Here is a 19,586-nt window from a genome sequence, read left to right as displayed (position 1 = left end):
GATGTCAGATGTCGCGATTTATCCGGTCCCGAATCGCTTTTACAGATCGATACCGAAGCCGATGCCGGCAGACTTCTCGTCTCCGCTAAAAGCGCCGCCAAGGCTGAAGGACGCGCGCTCGCCGACCTTCTTTGCATAGCCGACGGATAGCGCCTGTTCTCCGCTTTGGAAGCCTGCGCCTACCGCAATGCGGCCCCGTGGGCTCTGGGTGCCGGCCGCGTTCGTCGCCATGTTCAACATGGCAGCGCCCATCGCACCCTGGCGGTCGATACGACGATCGGTATCGCGGAACCGCTGGGCCACTTCGCCGCGATAGTTTTCGAACTGCGTGCCCCAGGCAGCCAACTTCTGGTCGGTGTAAGCCTTCGAAGTGGCAACAGCCTTGGTCGCGGTGGTATCGGCGTAGGCCTTGGCTTCCGTCACACCTGCGCGCACCTGACTGACATTCGCTGCGTCGGTCGCCTGCGTGCCGGCAGCCACATTGGTGATCTGACGCTGGCTGGCCGCACTACCGACGGAGACCGTGTTTGCACGGTCTGCCACCGAGCCTTGGCCCAGTGCGACCGCACCTTGCGCCGTCACGCGGGAGCCCTGGCCCACGGCCGTGCCCGATGCAGCACTCACCGACGCCCCCTCACCCACTGCCACTGCGTTCGTCGCGTTCGCCGCGATGCTTGTATTGGCGCCCACGGCAGTGCTGCCATCGGCGTTGACGCGAGAGTTGCCGCCCAGTGCGGTGTCATTGGGTCCGTGCGCATACGCACCGCCACCCACCGCTACACCGTTGTTGCCATTTGCGGCCGCCCCCGAACCCACCGCAACAGCATTCGTATCAAGTCCCACGGTGGCAGGTGTCTGTCCGCCGACAGCGACGCGATTGCTGCCACTGCCCTGCTCGATACCAGTCTCAACCCGGTTCACGCGCTGGTTGAGCTGAGTAATCTGGGTGTCGAGCGCGGAGAAAGTGGCCTGGATACCGCTAAATGCGGTGCCTTGGATGACATACGATGGCATCGACACCGCGCCGAACGCTGTCACCGTCGAGCCGCCGCCCAAAGCGTTCGCGACGCCCTGGAGACCAGCATGGACCTGCCGACCATTAACAGCGTCCGTGCTCGCCGCATCGATCGCCGCTTCCCGAAGATTGGTCAATCTTGTGCCGTTCGCGCCGGCCAACCTGATCGACGACTTGCTTGTGTCATCGTAGGTCACTGCGTTTGCGGCGACATCCACGAAGCCTTCGGTCATGCGGCGAACCTGAGCCAGGTTCACCGCGTCCGTGTCGAGCGTGCCTGCCGCCACATTGGTGATCTGTCGTTCGTTTCCAGCGTGTCCAACGGAGATCGTGTTGTTGCGATCCGCAATCGAGTTCGAACCCAGTGCGACACTGTTGTCGACAATGCGCGGATTGCCGTTCTCATCCATCACCTGCCAGCCGCCCACACGGGCATTGGGGCCGATGGCGACAGAGTTGCTGCCATGCACTTCGGCCTCGGTGCCCATTGCGATGCTGTCAACGAACAGGACGGGGTCCGCGTCGTTCGTGAAGTAACCATTCCAGACAGTAGCCTTGCCGATGGCGATGCTGTTGCGGCCGGCAGCCCACGAACCCTTGCCGATCGCCGTGCTGTTCACATTGTTCGCCATCGAGGCTTCACCGATAGCGGTGGCACCTTCTGCAAGTGCGCTGGAGAACGCGCCTAGTGCGGTCGATCGGAGGGACTGGGCCAGCGCGCCGCCGCCTAGTGCAGTAGCCCAATCGGCACGGGCTTCGGCCCGATCACCGATTGCGGTGGCGTCGTATCCCAACGCGCGAGTCGAGTATCCGATTGCGACCGAACGAATTCCGCTGGCTTGTGCAAGCGCACCCATCGCAGTGGCCGCATATTCTGTTGCTTGGGCGCCGCCACCGATAGCCGTCGACAGTCGTCCGGATGCTCGCGTGTTACGCAGCTCCTGTCCGGCGAAGTCCGACCCGATTTCATCTTCCAGGACATCGACGATGCCGCCGATTGCTACAGCAGACTTGCCACTCGTTTCAGACTGCGCGCCGATCGCAGTGTTGAAGTCGCCGTTTGTCTGCGCGCCTGCGCCCAACGCTGTTGACGCAAGCCCCGTCGCCGAGGTCTGGCGGTTGAGCACCACGCCAAAATCGCTCAACGCGCTGTAATCGATGCTGAGCGTTCCACCGATTGCCGTGGCGGAGGTGCTGACAGCCAAGCTGTCCCTACCCAGCACGGTGGAGTTGACGCTGTTCGCGACCGCTCCTGCGCCTATTGCAGTTGCGCCGCTGGCCAAGGCGGAAGACGCCTCGCCAGCAGCGACTGCATCATCGCCATCGACGAAAGCACCTGCGTCGCTGTTCTCGCTTCCACTTGCGCTGAAGAAGCGGTTGGCAGCGGTTGCGGCACGCAGCTGGCGCACATTGACTGCGTCCGTCTCTTCGGTGCCCGCGGCCACATTGGTGATCTGACGATCGAAGTTAAATCCGTTTCCAGAGCTGTTACCGACTGACACGGTGAACTCGCGCGTCGCAACAGAGTTGCTGCCCAACGCGACGCTGTAATCAGCTTCGGCAAAAGATGCGATGCCGAACGCGGAACTTTGGAGACCCAAAGTCACTGCGTTGTAGCCAACTACGGTAGAAGAGATGCCGCCCGCGAAGCTGCCGCTGCCCAGCGCAACGGTGTAGGCATCACCAGCAACGGTTCCTGAGCCAATCGCGATGGAGCCGAAGCCCGTCGATTTCGCGCCGTCACCTGTCAGCGGATTCGCATTTCCCAGCGCGATGCTGCCAACCCCACTTGCTTCGCTTGCGAAGCCGATCGCGACGCTCTGATCACCGGTTGCCTGCGTGCGCGAGCCGACGGCCAGAGAGTGGCGACCCGTTGCATTCGCGATCGTCCCGATGGCAGTCGACTCCAAAGCCGTGGCACCTGCGCCAACACCGAATGCGGAGGAACCAAACGCTTCCGCATGAGAGCCCGCACCAACTGCTGTCGCGGCCACTGCTGACGCTTGAGCGCCAACCAGCACTGCACTTCCCGACCCGTCGGCGAGCAGTGGATTCCCATCCTCGTCTACCGCTACGCCGCCAATGGCAACAGAAGAATTGCTGGACGCCTGTGCGCCTGATCCGAATGCGGCACTCTCCACTCCTCTCGCGAATGTGTTGACGCCCACCGCTGTCGCGTTGTTTGCAAGCGCGCTGCTGCCAGCGCCATACGCGGAAGCGCCCGCGCCGATCGCACTACTGGCTTCACCCGCTGCAACTGCATCATCACCCTCTACATAGGCGCCTGCGTCGCTGTTGGCACTTCCGGATGCCTGGAAATACTTCGAAGGATCGTCAGCGGCAGCTTGCGCGTCGCCCGCTCCAGCAGCATTTGCATCGCCTTCGATTACGCCAGTGGCAGACATTGGAGCCGATGCTTCAGTTCCCTTGGTCTGCGCCTCGCTAATGTCGTCGCTGCAATCAGCGTCCTTGTTCTTCGCGTTAACGAGATCACCGTTGCAGCGAGCCTCGACGCCAGTTGTCGGAGCCGGCGTGCTTGCAAACGAGATCAGCGGAACGCTGGTCAGCGCAACTGCAAGCGCTGACGCCAGCAAGTTTGCTTTCAGCGGACGAATAGCTGAGGAGCGGGAATACACAGAGAAGGCGTTCATGGTCTATTTCCGGATTAAGGGCTGCGCGTGAGCAAAGGTGTCGAGCGGTCGCCACGAAACTGACGACTTGAATGTGCTGCTGAAGAAGACTGATGAAGTAAGCGTTTCGGGAGAGATCTGGGCGCCCTTCCAACTGTGGCCCCATGCAATTGGCGAAGGGTGCGGACAGTGCTCGCAATTCCCCTATGCCCAATAGAAATTTCAAAAACCTAAGACAGCTGTCCCCTATGGATAGGTGGAAACGGTCGGGATCTTCTTGCTGAGCATTTCGATGGACCGCTGCTGTTCGCCAGCAGGCCTGCAGTTGTTCTCCAGCAGTTCGCGGACCGCCACGGCTGGCGCGCGCCTCGCAGTTTCAACGGTCTAAGGCCGTGAGCCGTGTTGAGCGCATTCGCTCGAAACCAGTGAACAGACAGACCAATTGCCCATCGAGTGGCGGCCCCAAAGTCGATAGCGCGTAGAGATAAAGCCAGCATGGAGCGCTGAGAAATCTGGTGCACAGTGGGCGTGACGCGGTTCATTCCAACACTCTCCAGCCAGCTCAAGAAGCAATGGACAGCCAAGCCCCGCCCTGCGAACTCAAGTTCGCTGAGGATGGCTTCCATGTCTGCGCCGAAGTCCCTGCAGATCGGCATGTTTCGAACGTAACTGTTCGCTACTAAAACTGTCATCCAAGGAATAGTCGCGAAGATATGTAGCAATTCTCACGATCCCGAATTCATCTTCTTTCGAGCACCGAAATCGCATCGCGAGGTCATGCATCCGTTACCTTATCGGCCACTCAGAACCTGTCCGAGATCATTCCGCATGCACCTTCCGGATCCCATTCGTGTGCTCGTGGTCGATGACGACGCGGATTACCGAGATCGCTTCCTCGCTCAAGGCCTCCGACCGTTTGGGTTCGAAGCGGTGACCTGCGGAACAGTCGCCGAGTTCCGATCTCTGATCGCGGCAGAGAACTTTCAACTTGCGATCGTTGACCTGTCTCTTCCGGATGGAAACGGATTCGAGATATCACGCTTGATGAGAGCGCAACTACCTGGCGTGGGCACTGTGATGCTCTCTGCCGATGAGAAGATCCAGAACAGCATCCGGGGACTTCAAGAAGGCGCAGACGCTTACCTTTTCAAGTCCGCTCACATGGATGTGATCGCAGGCACCCTCCATGCTTTGCGCCGCCGCATCCAAACGCCGGTCACTGAGAAATTTCAAGGCGACTGGGCGCTGACCGCAGACGGCTGGTGTCTGACTTCTCCCAGAGGCTGCATCGTGGCGTTGACTCAAAGCGAGCGGCAGATCTGTCGGACCTTGATGACTTCAAGGGGCGCATGTGTCGATCGCCTCACGCTAACCTCTGGACTAACCGCGAAGCCTGACGAGTTCGACGAAAGGCGACTGGACGGAATCATCAGTCGTTTTCGTTCCAAGGTGCTCAGAAGTTGCAACGAGGCCCTACCCATCCACGCGCTTCACGGCCGCGGTTACCAATTCGGGTAGTGCCAGCGCATGTAGGCTGAAGTGCTAACCTCGGCGCGTTAGCCCTAGGAACGCGTGCGTCGCGATAGAGGGTTCGTTCGCGATCCCAGAGGTTTCGATGTTCAAAGCTTGGCGCAATTGGCTGTCCGACCTTCCCATCGCGGATCCTGTGGACCGGCGCAACGCGCAGGCTGTCCAAGGTTTGCTGCTCTTTCTTGGAATCAGCCTACCGCTTGCGACCGGCTTCGGACTATCAGTCCTTTGGCCCATTCGTCATCTTCTACCCGAAGGTGTAGGCAACTGGGTTCCCCATAGCGCAAGCATCGTGCTTGCCGCACTTTGCTTTGCCTGTATCGCCATGATTCGCAGAGGCGCTTTTCACGCCGCGATGAAAGCGTTGCTCGTTGCCCTTATCGCAATTCTTTACGCGAATGCCTTTGCCAACGGGTTCCGACATCAACTTCCAGCTCAGCTGCACCCCATGCTCTTGATTGTGTTGAGCGGGTTGATTTTCGGGCGGCGCGCCATCTGGATCGTTTTTCCGGCGCTGGTCGGAAGTGTGCTCGTCGGCGCAGCACGCGACGCTTTGCATGCCCAGAACCTATTGACGGCTTTCGTGAATGTGCCGCCAGCCATCTTCGGCTATCTGGCAGTTGCTGTGCTTACCAGCAGGACGACTGAGGCGATGCGAGAGAGCTTGCGTGACGCGCAAGCTCGGCGACAGGAATTGGAGGTGGAGATCAAGGAGCGTGAGAAGACCCATGCCCAATTGATCCACGCGCAGAAGAAAGAGATTACCGAACGCATGGCCAGTGGATTGGCGCATGATCTGAACAATATCTTCGCGGTGATCGCCGGCTTCTCCGCATCAGCGTTTGAGGATGACGGCCGAAGCGACGGCGACCGTGTCATCGACCTTGAGCGCAACTTGCGTGCTATTGAGGATTCGGCTCGGCGTGGCATGGCGGCGAACCGAAAGCTCTTGCGCTTCTCCCGTCTGGATACGGCGATGCCAGAGCGGTTTGACGCTGCCGACGCGATCGAGGAGCTTGCCCCAATGCTGCGTCAACTCCTGGAAGCGCGGATCATCTTGAAGATCAACCGAGACCCTGTCGCGCTACCAATCGTTTTCGATCGGAGTCAGTTCGAGCTCATGCTGCTCAATCTGGCATCCAATTCCCGCGACGCAATCGATGGCGATGGCGTCATCTCGATCGGCGTCACACGCGCGGCAGCATATAACCGCATCACCATCGAGGACGATGGACAGGGGATGAGTGAAGAGGTTGCCACCAGGGCATTTGAGCCGTTCTACAGCACCAAGCCATCCGAGAGCGGCACAGGTTTGGGACTGGCAGTGGTGCGTGATCTGGTCACCCGCTATGGGGGAACAATCGAGCTTCGGACCTCCGTGGGCGAAGGCACCTGCTTCCTGATTGCCCTTCCAAACGCTCATTAGCGTTGTGGATGTCATACATTCCGTCGGGAGCCGCGCCTGTCTCGTGTCAGGACTTTCTCATCCGGGCAAGATACGATGCCGAATCCGCATCGCTGGAGATATCTGATCATGAAATTTGGTCGCCGGACCCTCCCCTTATGAAGTTCGCCCTCGATATGTTCAGCGCATCGGACCTGGATTCGCTGATCGACGCTGCCGAGCAGCAGAAGCGTCGTGCGAGCCGTCGCCCCATCAAGCGTGTGCGGGAGGAGCTCATTGCAGCTGCCGCATCGCTTGGCTATTCCATCGATGACGTTTTCGGTGACTCTACTCATCAAGAGGCACCTGAAGTGCCGGCAACCAAGCGCCGGAAGACCACGAAAGCTGCCATCAAGTATCGGGATCCGGAGAACAGGAAGAATGTGTGGAGCGGACGCGGTAGCCTTCCACGATGGCTTCGCGCCAAAGTGAGCCGTGGCCAGGCACCTGCTGATTTCTTGATCCCCGGTCTCGCGAAGCCCACCGCCAGCACCAAGAACGCGATCGGCAAGAAAACCGTCTACAAGCAAGGTTGAACGCGATTGAGTTGGCCCTCCGCTCGTCGGGGCGGAGGCTTACTTGTCGACATCACGAGTTGCCCGGTATCACTGGCACCGACGCATCATCCGTCGCCCCCATGGGATCTAGACTGTGAGGCCGGACTCTTGCGGAACTTGAGGGACGCCGAGCATCCACATGGGCCAAGATTGAAGCAGCGAAGGCATGAGGCGTAAGCTTCGCTCCAATCGGCGCTTTCGACCCCCAAGTGTTCCTCTTTATTCCCATGACTGCCATGCGGATATCAACTCACACGGAATGTGAAATTGATGAAGTTGATGCCGACAGGCCTTCTTGCACGCGCGATTGAGAATCCGAAGGCGACGAACGCGATCCTATTTTTAATAGGCGCCGGCCTGCTTGCTCTTTACGCCATTCTCGCTAACTACGACGGTGAGCTAAAGATATGGGCTTCGGATCTTTGTCCAGCAATGGGATAAAAGTTCTAGCCGTCTTCTTCAAGGAGGTCGGTCTTGCCGCGGTAGTGGCCGTGCTGATCAACTTCTCTATCGAAGCGTTCAATCGGAAACGACACGATAAGGAGAAGCATGAGCTCATCGAGACCATCAACCAGACGCACCAGGATCAGCGGGATGCCCAGATCAAGGCGGTCAACGGAAGGATTTTCCAAACGGTCTACGAGCGAAACATTCCACATGAGTTCTTTAAGGCAATCGAAGAGCAGATGTTGCGGAGCCGCTTCATACGCTTAAGCAGTGACTTCGATCTCGAAATCACTGAAATTGCCGCACCCAGTTCGCCTTGATCAGGACTGGGCTGAGGACACCGGGTGAAGCAGCGGAGCTTCGGATCGGAAGCCGAGTCCGTAGACCGCGCTTAAGCTCCCGGAAGAGCACGAACTACGCGGCATGCTTGAAAAAGCTGGTAAATGGCATCTGAGGAAGAGGTCTGACGCGGCACTTCCATTAGGGCACCCAATGAATCTGTCCATCGCGCACCCAAAAATGCGAGCGGCAACCAACGCTCCGCCAAACCGAGGGATGAAGCGTCGGCAAGTCGCCTCGCGCTGTGAGGGTCCAGCGGGGCCTCGCAGTTGGAGAGAGGAGGAGCTCGATTACTGCGCCACAGCCGCATGGACAGGTCATTACAGCGGCCCAAGCCTCTCCCTCATCGAGCATGCGAAGAAGTTGTCTCGACGGAACGCTGGAAGGCGCGTCGTCTCCGACCAGGTCAAGCACTCGAATGTCGATGCGCCGCCGGCGCAGCAGGCGGCGGAAGAAGTCCTTGACCCACTGGATCACGCGCACCGCTTGTCCTCCAATGCCGGGAGGCCGAGAAGGGGCGCGCTAAGACCGAGTGCAGTCTGCGCGGAACGCTTGGACAGAAAATCGGTCTCGGACGCGTGAGTCGTCTCTTCGATTACCAAGTCGAACTCCGTCCGCGCGTAGGGACGGTTGTCTTTCCGGTAAGGAGTAAAGCGCGCGACCAGCTCCTGAACCACCATGCTGGCGGCGCGCATGTTCACCGAGATCACGGCCGGCGCCTCCTCGTGGCTTCCAGGCATGTAACCCTCCTTTACCTGTTGCTCGAAGGCCTCCGGGTTTTGCTTGCGAAGGTCCTCGGCAGCAAGCCGCTCTGGCGAGTAGACGCCGCGGTCGAGCAGAGTCGAGCGGCCGGGTTGGACGAAGTCGATCCGACCAGCAATGTTGGCGATCTTGATCTGTCCACGCGGGTGGAATACAGGAATGTTTACGCCAACATCGAAAAGCGGCTGGAGCATGGATGTGGCGAGGCGGTCGGCGATATGCCGCCCGTCCATGGTGTCCACACACGAGAAGACAATGTCGGCGTCAGCCGCCGCCCGAATGGCAGACCAAGTGTCAATCCGCTCGGAAACAGCAATCACGAGCGTGTCCGGATGGCTTAGCGCATATGCGTCCTTAAAAACATCCACCTTCAGGCGACCACTGAGCGCATCGGCGGCGGTAGTGTTGAGGATACGATTGAGGTTCTTGGACTCCACATGATCGTCGTCAATCACGATCAGCTCTCCGATCCCCATACGAAGCAGCATCTCGGCCACAAGACTCCCGGTGCCCGAGATCCCAACAATAGCCACCGAGAGGCTTGAGAATTCCGCGCGCATCTCAGCACTAAACGGAAGGGTCCGAGAAGAAGGCTGCGCGAGCTTGCGCACGGTAATCGAGGCGATCGCGTAGCACAGCGCGCCGCCGACGACCGCCAGCCCGGCCAGCGTCGCCATGCCCTCGCCGGTCGGCCGCAACACGACCAGCACACCCACGACGCCGAGCGCGATCGCCGTCCAGCGCCGTGGCCCGACCTTCTCGCCGAGCAAGGGCACCGCCAGCGCGGTGACCATCAGCGGCGACACGAACACGATGGCGTACGCCGTCGACAGCGGCATCCGCGCCAGGCCGTAGACGAAGCCGGCGATCATGCCGACGCCCAGAATCCCGCGCAGCAGATGCAGCGGCCAGTGGATGCGCAACAGGCTCCCCGCGCGCCCGCGCAGCAGCAGCCAGCCGACGATCAGCGGCAGCGTGGCCAGACTGCGGAAGGTCGCGACCTGGAACGCGGAATAGTCGTTCGCGATCCACTTCATCCCCGCGTCCATGCCGGCGAACGCGAGCACGGCGAACAGCATCCACAGCGCGGCGGCGCGGGCATCGGTGGGAGCGGAAGAAGCGGACATGACGATGGGCGAGGCGGTGGTGCGGATGCGCATCCTCGCATGGGCAGCCGAGGTGGGCTAAGCCGGGACGTGCTGAATTTTCTTCACCATCCAGCCGATCGCCGATCAGCATTACGCCTACGCAAGCAGCCAGCTGAAGCCCTCCCCCGCACTGCGGGGGAGGGTTGGGTGGGGGCGAACCCCGAGTTCGGCACTGCCCCCCCTCGTGCGAGTTCGTCGGTGAGAGCGCGCCCGGTGCATTGCGCCGGCACGCAAGGTTCGCCCCCATCCCGACCTGCCCGGCCCGGCGAAGCACGCCGGGCATTCGATCGATCCACGCGGCGGTGCCGCGCAAGCGGACCACTCTCACCCTCCGCTCGCGGGGGAAGGTGCGCAGGACTCTCAGCCCTTCAGCGTCGCCGTATCGATGACGAACCGGTAGCGCACGTCGCCCTTGAGCATGCGCTCGTAGGCGGTGTTGATGTCGGCGATGCCGATGCGCTCGATGTCGGACACGATGCCGTGCTCGGCGCAGAAATCGAGCATCTCCTGGGTCTCGCGGATGCCGCCGATCAGCGAACCGGTCAGGCGACGGCGCTGCATGATCAGTGCGCCGGCGGCGACCGGGGCCGGCTGGTCCGGCACGCCGAGCAGGATCATCGTGCCGTCGACTTTCAGCAGCGACAGATAGGCGTTGTAGTCGTGCGGCGCGGAGACGCTGTCGACGATGAAGTCGAAGGTCTTGGCCAGCGTCTTGAACGTGGCCTCGTCACGCGTCGCGGCGAAATCGTGCGCGCCGAGCTTCAGGGCGTCGTCGCGCTTGGATTCGGACGTGCTGAGCACGGTCACGCGTGCACCTATCGCCACGGCGAACTTCACCGCCATGTGGCCGAGGCCGCCAAGGCCGACCACCGCGACCGCGTCGCCGGCGTTGACGCCGAAATGGCGCAACGGCGAATACGTGGTGATGCCGGCGCACAGCAGCGGCGCCGCGGCGTCGAGCGGCAGCGACTCGGGCACGCGCAGCACGTAGTCCTGGTCGACGGTGATGCGGGTCGAGTAGCCGCCGTAGGTCGGCGCGCTGCCGTCGCGTTCCATCGCGTTGTAGGTGCCGGTCATGCCCTGCTCGCAGAACTGCTCCTCGCCCGCCTGGCACTGCGCGCAGGACCGGCATGAATCGACGAAACAGCCGACACCGACCGCGTCGCCGACCTTGAACTTCGTGACGCCGGCGCCGATTTCGGCGACATGGCCGACGATCTCGTGACCGGGGACCATCGGGAAGATCGAACCGCCCCACTCGTCGCGGACCTGGTGCAGATCGGAATGGCAGACGCCGCAGAAGGCGATGTCGATCAGGACTTCGTTCGCGCGCGGGGCGCGGCGCTGGATCGTGGTCGGCGCTAGCGGCGTGGTGGCGTCGGCAGCGGCGTACGCAGGTGTCTCGGACATGGCGGATGCCTCGTCATGGGCAGTCGGGGGACCCGTTATTTTGCGGCCCCTTGCGCGATGTTGGCGTGGCATCGGCGGAACAGCCCATACCGCCGGTGCGGTAATCTGCGCGCCTTCGTCCCACCTGCAGGTGCCCCATGCCTTCCTTCGATATCGTGTCCGAAGTCGACACCCACGAGCTGACCAATGCCGTCGACCAAGCGAACCGCGAGCTGACTACGCGCTTCGACTTCAAGGGCGTCGAGGCGTCCTACGAACTCGACGAATCGACCATCAAGCAGTCGGCGCCGAGCGACTTCCAGGTCCAGCAGATGACCGAGATCCTGCGTCAGCGCCTGGCCGCGCGGAAGATCGACGTGAAGTGCCTGGAGTTCGGCGACATCGAGACCAACCTCGCGGGCGCGCGGCAGACGGTCACCGTCAAGCAGGGCATCGAGCGCGAACTGGCGAAGAAGATCCAGAACACGCTCAAGGAGGCCAAGCTCAAGGTCGACAGCCAGATCAACGGCGACAAGCTGCGCGTGAACGGCAAGAAGCGCGACGATCTGCAGGCCGCAATGGCCCTGCTGCGCGGCGCCGATTTCGAGCTGCCGCTGCAGTTCGACAACTTCCGCGACTGATCCGCATGTTGCCGAGCGCGGACCCGATCGCCGACACCCGCCTGTGGCTGGAGCGCGCGGTGATCGGGCTGAACCTGTGCCCGTTCGCGAAGGCGGTCGTGGTCAAGGACCAGGTGCGTTTCGTGCTGAGCGACGCGACCACGCCCGAAGCCCTGCTCGAAGAGCTCGGCGAGGAACTGCTGCGTCTGCGCGACACACCGGCCGGCGAGATCGACACGACGCTGATCGTGCATCCGCAGATCCTCGGCGATTTCCTCGAGTACAACGACTTTCTCGACGAGGCCGATGGACTGGTCGAGGTGCTGCAACTCGATGGCGTGCTGCAGGTCGCGAGCTTCCATCCCGAGTACCAGTTCGCCGGAACCGCGCCCGACGACATCGGCAACTACACCAACCGCGCGCCGTACCCGACGCTGCACCTGCTGCGCGAAGACAGCGTGGCACGCGCGGTGGATGCGTACCCGGAACCGGACAGCATCATCGACCGCAATCTCGCCACGCTAGAAACGCTGGGACATGCCGGCTGGGCGCGGCTGTTCACCGAAGCGAACTGAGATTTGTGCAGCGCGCATATGCGTCGCTAACTGGCTGCCGCAGCGATGTGAATCAACGCGGCGGTCGGGTCGAGGCTGCGCAGCCGTCGGAGCGGGCGCTGGCCGAGACGCTGCAGGGAATTCCTGACCCGTCTCCCGCGCCCGCAAACCATCCCAGACAGCGCCCGCTATCAACGCATAAAAATATATTTATATAATGGCGGCCGGATTCGCCTGCCCCGCTCTCCCATGTCGCACGACCACGATCACACCCACGAACACGGCCACAGCCACGCGCCGTCGGTCTCCGCCGCCAACGAACGCGTGGTGCTGACCGGCTTCGCGCTGACCGCGGGCTTCATGCTGGTCGAGGTCGTCGGGGGTGTGCTGTCGGGGTCGCTGGCACTGATCGCCGATGCCGGGCATATGCTGACCGACGCGGCGGCGCTGCTGCTGGCCTGGGTGGGTTTCCGCATCGGACGTCGCGCATCCGATGCCCGGCGGACGTTCGGCTACATGCGCTTCGAGGTGCTCGCCGGTCTGGTCAACGCGGTCACGCTGTTCGCGCTGGTGATCTGGATCGTGTGGGAAGCGATCCAGCGGCTGCGCAGTCCGGGCGAGGTGCTGGCCGGGCCGATGCTCGCGGTCGCGGTGGTCGGCCTGCTGGTGAACTGTCTGGTGTTCTGGATCCTGCATCGCGGCGACCAGTCGCACGTCAACATCAAGGGCGCGACGGTGCACGTGCTCGGCGATCTGCTCGGCTCGGTCGCGGCGATCATCGCGGCGCTGGTGATCCATTTCACCGGCTGGATGCCGATCGATCCGATCCTGTCGGTGCTGGTGTGTCTGCTGATCCTGCGCAGCGCCTGGGCGTTGCTGCGCAGTGCGTTCGACATCCTGATGGAAGCCGTGCCGCCGGACATCGACATCGCCGTGCTGCAGGACCACGTGCGCGACACCGTGCCGGGCGTCGCCGCCATCGACCACGTGCATGTGTGGTCGATCACCTCCGGCAAGGTGCTGGCGACGCTGGAACTCACACTGTCCGAAGACGCACAACCGGCGCAGGTGGTGCCCGCGGTCAAGCGCGCGCTCGCCGAGCGGTTCGCGATCGGCCACGCCACCGTCGAAGTCGTGCACATGCCACAGGCGCAGTGCGCGCTGGAGCAGCAGCGCAGCGGCGACGCGCATCACGACGATCACGATCACCACGACACGCACGATCACCCGCACGACACGCCGCATGGCTCCGGTGCTGTGCGATGACCACGCTCGATGATGCGCGTCTGGCAATCCTCGCCGAGACCTTCAAGCTGCTCGGTGATCCCACGCGGCTGCGCGTGTTGCTGACCTGTCTCGACGGCCCGGTCGCCGTCGGCGAAATCGCGCGCCGCACGGGCGCCTCACAGCCGCTGGTCAGCCATCACCTGCGACTGCTGCGCGGCGCGCGGCTGGTGCGTGGCGAACGTCAGGCGCGCCAGGTGCTGTACGAGGCCGACGACGCCCACGTGCAGGACATGCTGCGCGACATGCTCGACCACACCGGCGAGCACGCCTGACCGGATGTCGCGTGCGTTCACGTCGTCCGCATGAGTCGTGCTCACACTGCGCAATCCGCCGCCGCCGAGCATCCGCATGTCGAACCCGTTCCGCACCGTGTTCCCGTTCGTGCTGCTGGCCTTCGCCATGACGCATGCGGCATCCGCGGTCGCCGACGACGCGTCCGCTGGTTTCACGCGCTGCATGGGCGCGGCAGAGGGTGTGACCGTCGATATGATCAACTGCATCGACGCCGAGACGTCACTGCAGGATGCGCGCCTCAACAGCGAGTACCGGCGAACCTTGGCCGCCATCACGACGCGACAGCAGGCACGACTGCGCACGGCGCAACGATTGTGGGTGCAGTACCGCGACGCGAACTGCGCGTTTCTGGCGGATCCCGACGGTGGCACCCTGGCGACGGTGATGTCGGTCGATTGCAGGCGTCAGATGACCACCGAGCGCGCGAGCGAGCTGGCGCGGTTGCGGGATCAGACCCGAGTGCCGTAGTCGATCAGTCCGGCTGCGTCGCCAACAGCCAAGGCGCAAGCAGCGCCTGCGCGGCCTCGAGCGATCCGACGATGCGATGCCCGAGCGCACGCACGTCGTCGTCCGGCGCCAGCAGATCCGGCACCTGCACCACGGCCATACCGGCGGCGAGCGCAGCGCGCACGCCGGTCGGTGAATCCTCCAGCACCAGGCACTGCGCGGGCGATACGCCGAGACGTTCGGCGGCGAGTAGATAGACATCCGGCGCCGGCTTGGGATGCGCGACATCGCTGCTGGTGCAGACCACGTCGAAATAGCCGAGCAGACCAGCCGCTTCGAGCTTGCGCTGCGCCAGTGGCGCGCGTGTCGACGTCGCGACCGCGCGCGGCATGTCGTGCGCGGCGAGCAGATCCAGCAATGCGACGATGCCCGGGCGATGCGGCACGCCGCTCTCGGCGACCGCCACATAGCGCGCATGCCCGTCCGCGAGCAACGCATCGGCCGCCACGTCGCCGATGTGCGCGCCGAGGCGCGCACGGCACACAGCTTCGGTATGGCCGATCAGACACAGCCACCAGTCCGGATCGATGTCCGCGCGATGGTCGAGTGCCGCGGCGCGCAGCGATTCGAGAATCGCGCGCTCGCTGTCGAGCATCAGCCCGTCCATGTCGAAGATCACTGCCGCGGGCCGGAACGGCAGCGGCGCGATCTCAGCCATGGGCGGTCATCAGCCGTTCGATGTCGGCAGCATCGAGCGCACGCCATTCGCCTTCCGGCAGATCATCGAGCGCGAGTCCGCCGACGTGGCTGCGATGCAGCGCAACGACGTGGTTGCCGACCGCGGCGAACATGCGCCGCACCTGGTGATAACGGCCCTCGGTGATGGTCAGTCGCGCCTGCGTCGGCGACAGCACGTCGAGCACCGCGGGTTTGAGTGGCGTGTTGTCCGCCTCCAGCAGCATCGCGCCGCTGGCGAACAGCGCGGCCTCGTTGCCGCGCAACGGCTCGGCGAGCGTGGCCTCGTAGACCTTGGGCAACGCGGCCTTGGGCGAGATGATCCGGTGCAGCAACTGGCCATCGTCGGTGAACAACAGCAGGCCGCTGGTCTCGCGGTCGAGTCGACCGACCGACGACAGCACCGGCGACCGCAGCCGGAAACGCGGCGGCAACAGGTCATAGACCAGGCGTCCGGTGTCCTTGGTCGAACAGGTGTAGCCGGGCGGCTTGTGCAGCAGCAGCGTCAGGCCGAGCGGCGGATCGAGCGGTTCGCCGTCGACGCGCACGTCGGCATGGCCAACCTGGTCGTCGGCATACAGCACGTCGCCGGCCGCATCGGTGACCCGGCCTTCGCGGAACATCCACGCGACCTGCTTGCGGCTGCCGTAGCCCAGATTGGCGAGCAGTTTGACCAGCTTCATGCGCGGCGCCTCGCTGGCGTCGCGCGGGCGCGCACCGCGTGGATCACCTTGAACGCGCCACTGGATGCGACCTCGTTGACCTCGCTGAAACGCGCATCGAGCACTTCCTCGTACGGAAGATGGCGGTTGGCGACCAGCCACAACGCGCCGCCTGGTTTCAACGAGACCGCAGCGGCGCCGATGAACGCGCGTCCGATGTCGGGTCGGCCTTCGCGGCCGTGCGCATGGAACGGCGGATTGCTGACGATGAAGTCATAGCCCTGCGGCACGCCGGTGGTGACGTCGTGCCAGTGGTAGGCCAACGTTGCGCCCGCGCCGAGTGCGGCGAGATTCCGTCGCGCCAGTGTCAGCGCGCGACCTTCGGCTTCGAAGACGTCCAACGCTGTGATGCCCTTGCAACGCTGCAGCAGTTCGGCGGACAGATAGCCGTAGCCGGCGCCCAGATCGGCGCCGCGACCGGCCAGCGTGCTCGGCAGATGCGAGGCCAGCAGCGCGGACGCGGGATCGATGCGGTCCCAGGCGAACACGCCCGGGCGGCTCTGGAAACGTCCGCCGAGCACGGCGCGTGGACGGTCCAGCGTGGCCCAGGTCTCGACCAGCGCGGTGTCGACGGTGTCGCCGGCCTGCGCCCAGAACACGCGGCATTTGTGCTTCGACAGCGCGCCGATGTTGCCGGCGAGCTGGGCCAGATCGTCCTGCGCGGACTTCGCACCTTCGTCGTTGGACACGCTGGCCAGCACCCAGCCGCCCGGCGTCACCGCCTGCAGCGCACGTGCCAGCACGGCGCGCGACTCGTCGCGCTGACGCGGCGGCAGCACCAGCACGAGCGGCTTGCGCGGCAATGCGACATCACCGTCGTCGCCGGGCAACACCTCGAGGCCGGCGCGCTGCAGGGCCACATGCAGCGGCTTGAGGCTCTGCTCGCAGACCATATCCGGCCAGCGGCCACCGGTCGTCGGCACGCCCGGACGAGCGCGCAGGAACAGCGCGCCCTCCTCGGGCCAGATGATCTGGCGGTGTTCGAGCGGCAGGAACAGGGCGTCGAGGGCGGGATCGGACATGAAGAGGCGGATGCGGGTCGGGCGTCGATTCTACCGGTCGTGCCACCGCGCCCGTAGAACAGCCGATCACGACCGCCCGCTCCACGCCATCCGAACGCGGGGTTGATCCGGCGCAAACATCCGTGCCCGCACGATGACCTCACCGCGTTCCGTACACCCGAGGAGACCACGATGCCCATCCATGCCCTGTTCGTCGGCGGCACCATCGACAACAGCGAACTCGACCTCGACGGCGCCGAGCCGCCAGCCCGCTACCCACCGGATTCCGGTAGCGGCCAGTCGCGCTACCACCTGCACGCAGTGGGCCGTCGCGACGACGAGATCGTCTACGCGGTCTATGGCGGACCCGACATCGCCCACGAGGACGTGCAGCGCGTCAGTGAGGAGCGCGAGTACGCGCGGCGGTTCGAGGCGACCGAGACCATCGTCGGCTGAGTGTCAGCCGGATGGCGCGGCAGCGTGTCGTGCCGATCGGCCAGTGCAGCGAGAGCGTGGCGGTCTGTCCGCCGATGCCGCACGTACGGCGCTGCGCGTCAGGCTGCCGGCCCACAGGCGTACGCCAGCATCGCAAGATGTCGCGGCGCCGACAGGCCCAGCAGCGCGAGCACCGCGTCATCGTCGAAGGATGCGATCGCCGATCCGGCCCAGCCGGCTTCGGCAGCCTGATAACCGAGCGTGCCCAGATGCACGCCTGCCTCGATCAGCAGGAAGCGACCGCCGCGTTCGCCGTATTTCGCCAGCGTGCCGGCGCCTTCCGCCACCAGCAATACGACGAAGGCCGGCGCGACCGCCCAGTCCACGCCCAGCGTCTTCGCGAGCGTGGGCCAGTCGGGACACGGCGCGACCGGGGTGAGCGCGTGGCGCGCCGGGTCGTACCAGGCGAGGCTGTTCTGCAGGTCCGGCGGCCCGTCGACGCGGCACAGGGCGACATAAGCCTGCACCGGATACTTGCCGCCGCCCGACGGCAGCAGTCGCGTCTGCGTAGCGGCATCGCACAGCCCAGCCGCTTCGCGCGTGCGCAGTGGCGCGAGCAGATGCGCGACTGCGTCGAGCGTCCAGGGCGCCGACCCGAAGGCGCGCGCACTGCGGCGTTGCAGCCACGCGGTGTTGCGCTCGGCGCAGGGCGCCGGCAAGGCGACGCCGGCGGCGGCGTGCAGAGGCCGCGGCGGCTGGTACGGGCGCGCGGCGTCGTGCGCGATCCGTTCGTGCATTACCTGTGCACGCGACGGATTGAGCGTGCTGTTGTCCCAGAACAGATGGAACAAAGGCGCTGCGTCGAACGTGGAATCGGGATCGGAAGACGACATCAGAACTCCGGTCAGCCGAGGGGGTGCGGCAGTGGATTGGGCCAGGCGCCATGCGACGCCGCGCCGGGATACCGCCAGGCGACATCACGGCATCGACCGCCGAGGAACGGCGCGCGCTCGTCCGCATGCAGGCCGGTGAGCTGCGGCGACAGCACGCGCATGACGCGCAGGCCGGCAGCCGCGACATCACGCGTGGTCAGCTCGCGATAGAACAACGCGATGCCGGCATGCCCCAACGCCGCGTTCAATGTCTGCAGTTGCGCGGCCGCGTCGCCCGCAGGCGTGCTGCGTGCATGCACATCCCTTGCATCGATCCGCAGGCCGCTCGGCGCCGCATGCGCGTGCAGCGGCGTCTGCGCCCACAGCTCGGGGCGCAGCGTGTAGAACGCGGCGTGTTCGTCGAATCGGCGCAGTGCCATCGGCGTACGCGGCAGGGTGTCGCCTTGCCTGCCGACCAGCCAGGCCGCGAATGTCAGTGCCTGCACCCATTCCAGCAGCGCCTTGTGCAGCGCTTCGCCACGATGCGCGCGGCAGGCGATACCCATCACGTAACGCGGTCGGCCTTCGAACGGCAGACTGCCTGCGACCGCGACCACCGGATGCGGATTCCAGTGCTGGGTGAGTTCGAACGCGCTCAGCGTGCCGCCACGCGCGGCCACGAAGGTCCGCCACTCCGCAGGCAATTCCACGGTGCGACCGCCGAGTCCGTTCGACCACGTCACCGCGAGCGCGTCGCGCTCCAGCAGTTCCTGCGCCGCGCGCAACACGGCAAGCCACGGTCCGCCTTGTGTGTCACGCCATGCGGCCAGTCCGCTCGATGTCGACGGCATGCGCGCCTCACCCTGGCGCGGACCGAGGCCGACCAGTTCCTGCGGCACCCACACGGCGCGGTTGTCGCGGAGCGCATGCACTTCGGCGAGCAGATCGTCATCGGTCTGCGGCATCGGCCACGGGAATTCCGGCTTGGCGCGCTGCGCATCGGAGAACAGTGCGAACTTCGCATCGTCGAGCCGCGCGTCAGCGGGAATCTCACGGCGAGGCCGCACCTCGAACGTGGCCTGCGCCGCGGCGATGCGCTCCAGCGCTTCGGCGATCGCACCGCTGGCCGCGCCACCCGCATCGAGCGCCACGGCGCCGGATGCCGTCTGCCATGGATTGGCCGGATCGGCGGGCGTCGCCGCGTTGTGCACGCGCAGACCGTCGAACAACGGGCCGATGTCGTCGCAGGGTTCCGCCTGCAACGCATGCGCGGGCAGGACCACGCCGCAGCGCGCGCCGGCCACGCTGTGCAGCAGATGATCGGACAGCGTCCGCACTCAGCCGATCCGCGTCGACCG

The 19,586-nt window shown here is 64.3% G+C and carries 19 protein-coding genes; 10 read left to right on the top strand and 9 right to left on the bottom strand.

The annotated features are described in order from the left end of the window. Nucleotides 1-39 precede the first annotated feature (39 nt). Nucleotides 40-3,666, bottom strand: a complete 3,627-nt coding sequence (locus LU699_RS11175) for a YadA-like family protein (protein ID WP_232137432.1) — start codon at nt 3,664-3,666, stop codon at nt 40-42. 807 nt (nt 3,667-4,473) lie between these two features. Here LU699_RS11175 and LU699_RS11170 point away from each other — a divergent pair. The 4 genes from LU699_RS11170 to LU699_RS11155 all read left to right on the top strand — a co-directional run bounded on the left by LU699_RS11170 (nt 4,474) and on the right by LU699_RS11155 (nt 7,943). Next, on the top strand, nt 4,474-5,163 hold the full coding sequence (locus LU699_RS11170) for a response regulator transcription factor (RefSeq protein WP_232137434.1): 690 nt from the start codon (nt 4,474-4,476) through the stop codon (nt 5,161-5,163). A 97-nt stretch (nt 5,164-5,260) separates the two neighbouring features. Continuing rightward, nucleotides 5,261-6,601 carry a sensor histidine kinase gene (locus LU699_RS11165; RefSeq protein WP_232137436.1) on the top strand — a complete coding sequence of 447 codons (1,341 nt, stop codon included), beginning with the start codon at nt 5,261-5,263 and terminating at the stop codon, nt 6,599-6,601. A gap of 137 nt (nt 6,602-6,738) precedes the next feature. After that, on the top strand, nt 6,739-7,155 hold the full coding sequence (locus LU699_RS11160) for an H-NS histone family protein (protein ID WP_232137437.1): 417 nt from the start codon (nt 6,739-6,741) through the stop codon (nt 7,153-7,155). Nucleotides 7,156-7,583: 428 nt separating this feature from the next. Further along, a complete protein-coding gene (locus tag LU699_RS11155) occupies nt 7,584-7,943 on the top strand; it encodes a hypothetical protein (RefSeq protein ID WP_232137438.1) in 360 nt (119 codons plus the stop codon). A gap of 160 nt (nt 7,944-8,103) precedes the next feature. Here the strand turns inward: LU699_RS11155 and LU699_RS18435 are convergent, their stop codons facing one another. The 3 genes from LU699_RS18435 to LU699_RS11145 form a co-directional block, all read right to left on the bottom strand. After that, complete coding sequence (locus LU699_RS18435) at nt 8,104-8,376, bottom strand: ubiquitination-like system serine protease family protein (protein ID WP_484497517.1); 273 nt, start codon at nt 8,374-8,376, stop codon at nt 8,104-8,106. Nucleotides 8,377-8,435: 59 nt separating this feature from the next. After that, entirely contained in the window at nt 8,436-9,884 is a 1,449-nt protein-coding gene (locus tag LU699_RS11150) for a ThiF family adenylyltransferase (RefSeq protein ID WP_232137439.1), read from the bottom strand. A gap of 348 nt (nt 9,885-10,232) precedes the next feature. After that, nucleotides 10,233-11,282: an NAD(P)-dependent alcohol dehydrogenase gene (locus tag LU699_RS11145; protein ID WP_232137440.1), complete on the bottom strand. Its 1,050-nt coding sequence runs from the start codon at nt 11,280-11,282 to the stop codon at nt 10,233-10,235. A gap of 137 nt (nt 11,283-11,419) precedes the next feature. Between LU699_RS11145 and LU699_RS11140 the strand changes: the two genes are divergently transcribed. The 5 genes from LU699_RS11140 to LU699_RS11120 all read left to right on the top strand — a co-directional run bounded on the left by LU699_RS11140 (nt 11,420) and on the right by LU699_RS11120 (nt 14,484). Further along, nucleotides 11,420-11,902 (top strand): YajQ family cyclic di-GMP-binding protein, encoded by a 483-nt coding sequence (locus tag LU699_RS11140; protein ID WP_232137441.1) that lies wholly within the window; start codon nt 11,420-11,422, stop codon nt 11,900-11,902. 5 nt (nt 11,903-11,907) lie between these two features. Continuing rightward, complete coding sequence (locus LU699_RS11135; protein WP_232137442.1) at nt 11,908-12,456, top strand: DUF1415 domain-containing protein; 549 nt, start codon at nt 11,908-11,910, stop codon at nt 12,454-12,456. A gap of 228 nt (nt 12,457-12,684) precedes the next feature. Next, complete coding sequence (locus tag LU699_RS11130; RefSeq protein WP_232580169.1) at nt 12,685-13,701, top strand: cation diffusion facilitator family transporter; 1,017 nt, start codon at nt 12,685-12,687, stop codon at nt 13,699-13,701. Next, nucleotides 13,698-13,994 carry an ArsR/SmtB family transcription factor gene (locus LU699_RS11125; RefSeq protein ID WP_232137444.1) on the top strand — a complete coding sequence of 99 codons (297 nt, stop codon included), beginning with the start codon at nt 13,698-13,700 and terminating at the stop codon, nt 13,992-13,994. The genes LU699_RS11130 and LU699_RS11125 overlap by 4 nt, the downstream gene beginning before the upstream one ends. 76 nt (nt 13,995-14,070) lie before the next feature. After that, nucleotides 14,071-14,484 (top strand): lysozyme inhibitor LprI family protein, encoded by a 414-nt coding sequence (locus LU699_RS11120; RefSeq protein WP_232137446.1) that lies wholly within the window; start codon nt 14,071-14,073, stop codon nt 14,482-14,484. A 4-nt stretch (nt 14,485-14,488) separates the two neighbouring features. On the opposite strand, the gene LU699_RS11115 is transcribed toward LU699_RS11120, so the two are convergent. From LU699_RS11115 to LU699_RS11105, 3 genes are read right to left on the bottom strand one after another with little or no spacing between them, the layout of a single operon-like run. Next, the gene (locus LU699_RS11115) at nt 14,489-15,181 is read right to left on the bottom strand and encodes an HAD family hydrolase (RefSeq protein ID WP_232137448.1); all 693 of its coding nucleotides are present in this window, start codon (nt 15,179-15,181) and stop codon (nt 14,489-14,491) included. Beyond that, on the bottom strand, nt 15,174-15,881 hold the full coding sequence (locus LU699_RS11110) for a pseudouridine synthase (protein ID WP_232137450.1): 708 nt from the start codon (nt 15,879-15,881) through the stop codon (nt 15,174-15,176). The genes LU699_RS11115 and LU699_RS11110 overlap by 8 nt, the downstream gene beginning before the upstream one ends. Then, nucleotides 15,878-16,942 (bottom strand): class I SAM-dependent methyltransferase, encoded by a 1,065-nt coding sequence (locus LU699_RS11105; protein ID WP_232137451.1) that lies wholly within the window; start codon nt 16,940-16,942, stop codon nt 15,878-15,880. The genes LU699_RS11110 and LU699_RS11105 overlap by 4 nt, the downstream gene beginning before the upstream one ends. A 177-nt stretch (nt 16,943-17,119) precedes the next feature. Here LU699_RS11105 and LU699_RS11100 point away from each other — a divergent pair, with 177 nt between their 5' ends. Next, nucleotides 17,120-17,377 (top strand): hypothetical protein, encoded by a 258-nt coding sequence (locus LU699_RS11100; RefSeq protein WP_232137637.1) that lies wholly within the window; start codon nt 17,120-17,122, stop codon nt 17,375-17,377. 98 nt (nt 17,378-17,475) lie between these two features. Here LU699_RS11100 and LU699_RS11095 read toward each other — a convergent pair whose 3' ends face one another. Continuing rightward, nucleotides 17,476-18,249 (bottom strand): SagB/ThcOx family dehydrogenase, encoded by a 774-nt coding sequence (locus LU699_RS11095; protein ID WP_232137453.1) that lies wholly within the window; start codon nt 18,247-18,249, stop codon nt 17,476-17,478. Nucleotides 18,250-18,260: 11 nt separating this feature from the next. Continuing rightward, complete coding sequence (locus LU699_RS11090; RefSeq protein ID WP_232137454.1) at nt 18,261-19,565, bottom strand: YcaO-like family protein; 1,305 nt, start codon at nt 19,563-19,565, stop codon at nt 18,261-18,263. Nucleotides 19,566-19,586 lie beyond the last annotated feature (21 nt).

The sequence above is a fragment of the Luteimonas fraxinea genome, from assembly GCF_021233355.1.
Taxonomy (GTDB): domain Bacteria; phylum Pseudomonadota; class Gammaproteobacteria; order Xanthomonadales; family Xanthomonadaceae; genus Luteimonas; species Luteimonas fraxinea.
Note: the sequence above shows the minus strand (reverse complement) of the source record. Positions and strands in the feature narration are given on the sequence as shown.

Coding starts and splice junctions, on each gene's coding strand:
- LU699_RS11175 (WP_232137432.1), bottom strand. CDS start 3,666: ATGAACGCCTTCTCTGTGTATTCCCGCTCCTCAGCTATTCGTCCGCTG.
- LU699_RS11170 (WP_232137434.1), top strand. CDS start 4,474: ATGCACCTTCCGGATCCCATTCGTGTGCTCGTGGTCGATGACGACGCG.
- LU699_RS11165 (WP_232137436.1), top strand. CDS start 5,261: ATGTTCAAAGCTTGGCGCAATTGGCTGTCCGACCTTCCCATCGCGGAT.
- LU699_RS11160 (WP_232137437.1), top strand. CDS start 6,739: ATGAAGTTCGCCCTCGATATGTTCAGCGCATCGGACCTGGATTCGCTG.
- LU699_RS11155 (WP_232137438.1), top strand. CDS start 7,584: ATGGGCTTCGGATCTTTGTCCAGCAATGGGATAAAAGTTCTAGCCGTC.
- LU699_RS11150 (WP_232137439.1), bottom strand. CDS start 9,884: ATGCGCATCCGCACCACCGCCTCGCCCATCGTCATGTCCGCTTCTTCC.
- LU699_RS11145 (WP_232137440.1), bottom strand. CDS start 11,282: ATGTCCGAGACACCTGCGTACGCCGCTGCCGACGCCACCACGCCGCTA.
- LU699_RS11140 (WP_232137441.1), top strand. CDS start 11,420: ATGCCTTCCTTCGATATCGTGTCCGAAGTCGACACCCACGAGCTGACC.
- LU699_RS11135 (WP_232137442.1), top strand. CDS start 11,908: ATGTTGCCGAGCGCGGACCCGATCGCCGACACCCGCCTGTGGCTGGAG.
- LU699_RS11130 (WP_232580169.1), top strand. CDS start 12,685: ATGTCGCACGACCACGATCACACCCACGAACACGGCCACAGCCACGCG.
- LU699_RS11125 (WP_232137444.1), top strand. CDS start 13,698: ATGACCACGCTCGATGATGCGCGTCTGGCAATCCTCGCCGAGACCTTC.
- LU699_RS11120 (WP_232137446.1), top strand. CDS start 14,071: ATGTCGAACCCGTTCCGCACCGTGTTCCCGTTCGTGCTGCTGGCCTTC.
- LU699_RS11115 (WP_232137448.1), bottom strand. CDS start 15,181: ATGGCTGAGATCGCGCCGCTGCCGTTCCGGCCCGCGGCAGTGATCTTC.
- LU699_RS11110 (WP_232137450.1), bottom strand. CDS start 15,881: ATGAAGCTGGTCAAACTGCTCGCCAATCTGGGCTACGGCAGCCGCAAG.
- LU699_RS11105 (WP_232137451.1), bottom strand. CDS start 16,942: ATGTCCGATCCCGCCCTCGACGCCCTGTTCCTGCCGCTCGAACACCGC.
- LU699_RS11095 (WP_232137453.1), bottom strand. CDS start 18,249: ATGTCGTCTTCCGATCCCGATTCCACGTTCGACGCAGCGCCTTTGTTC.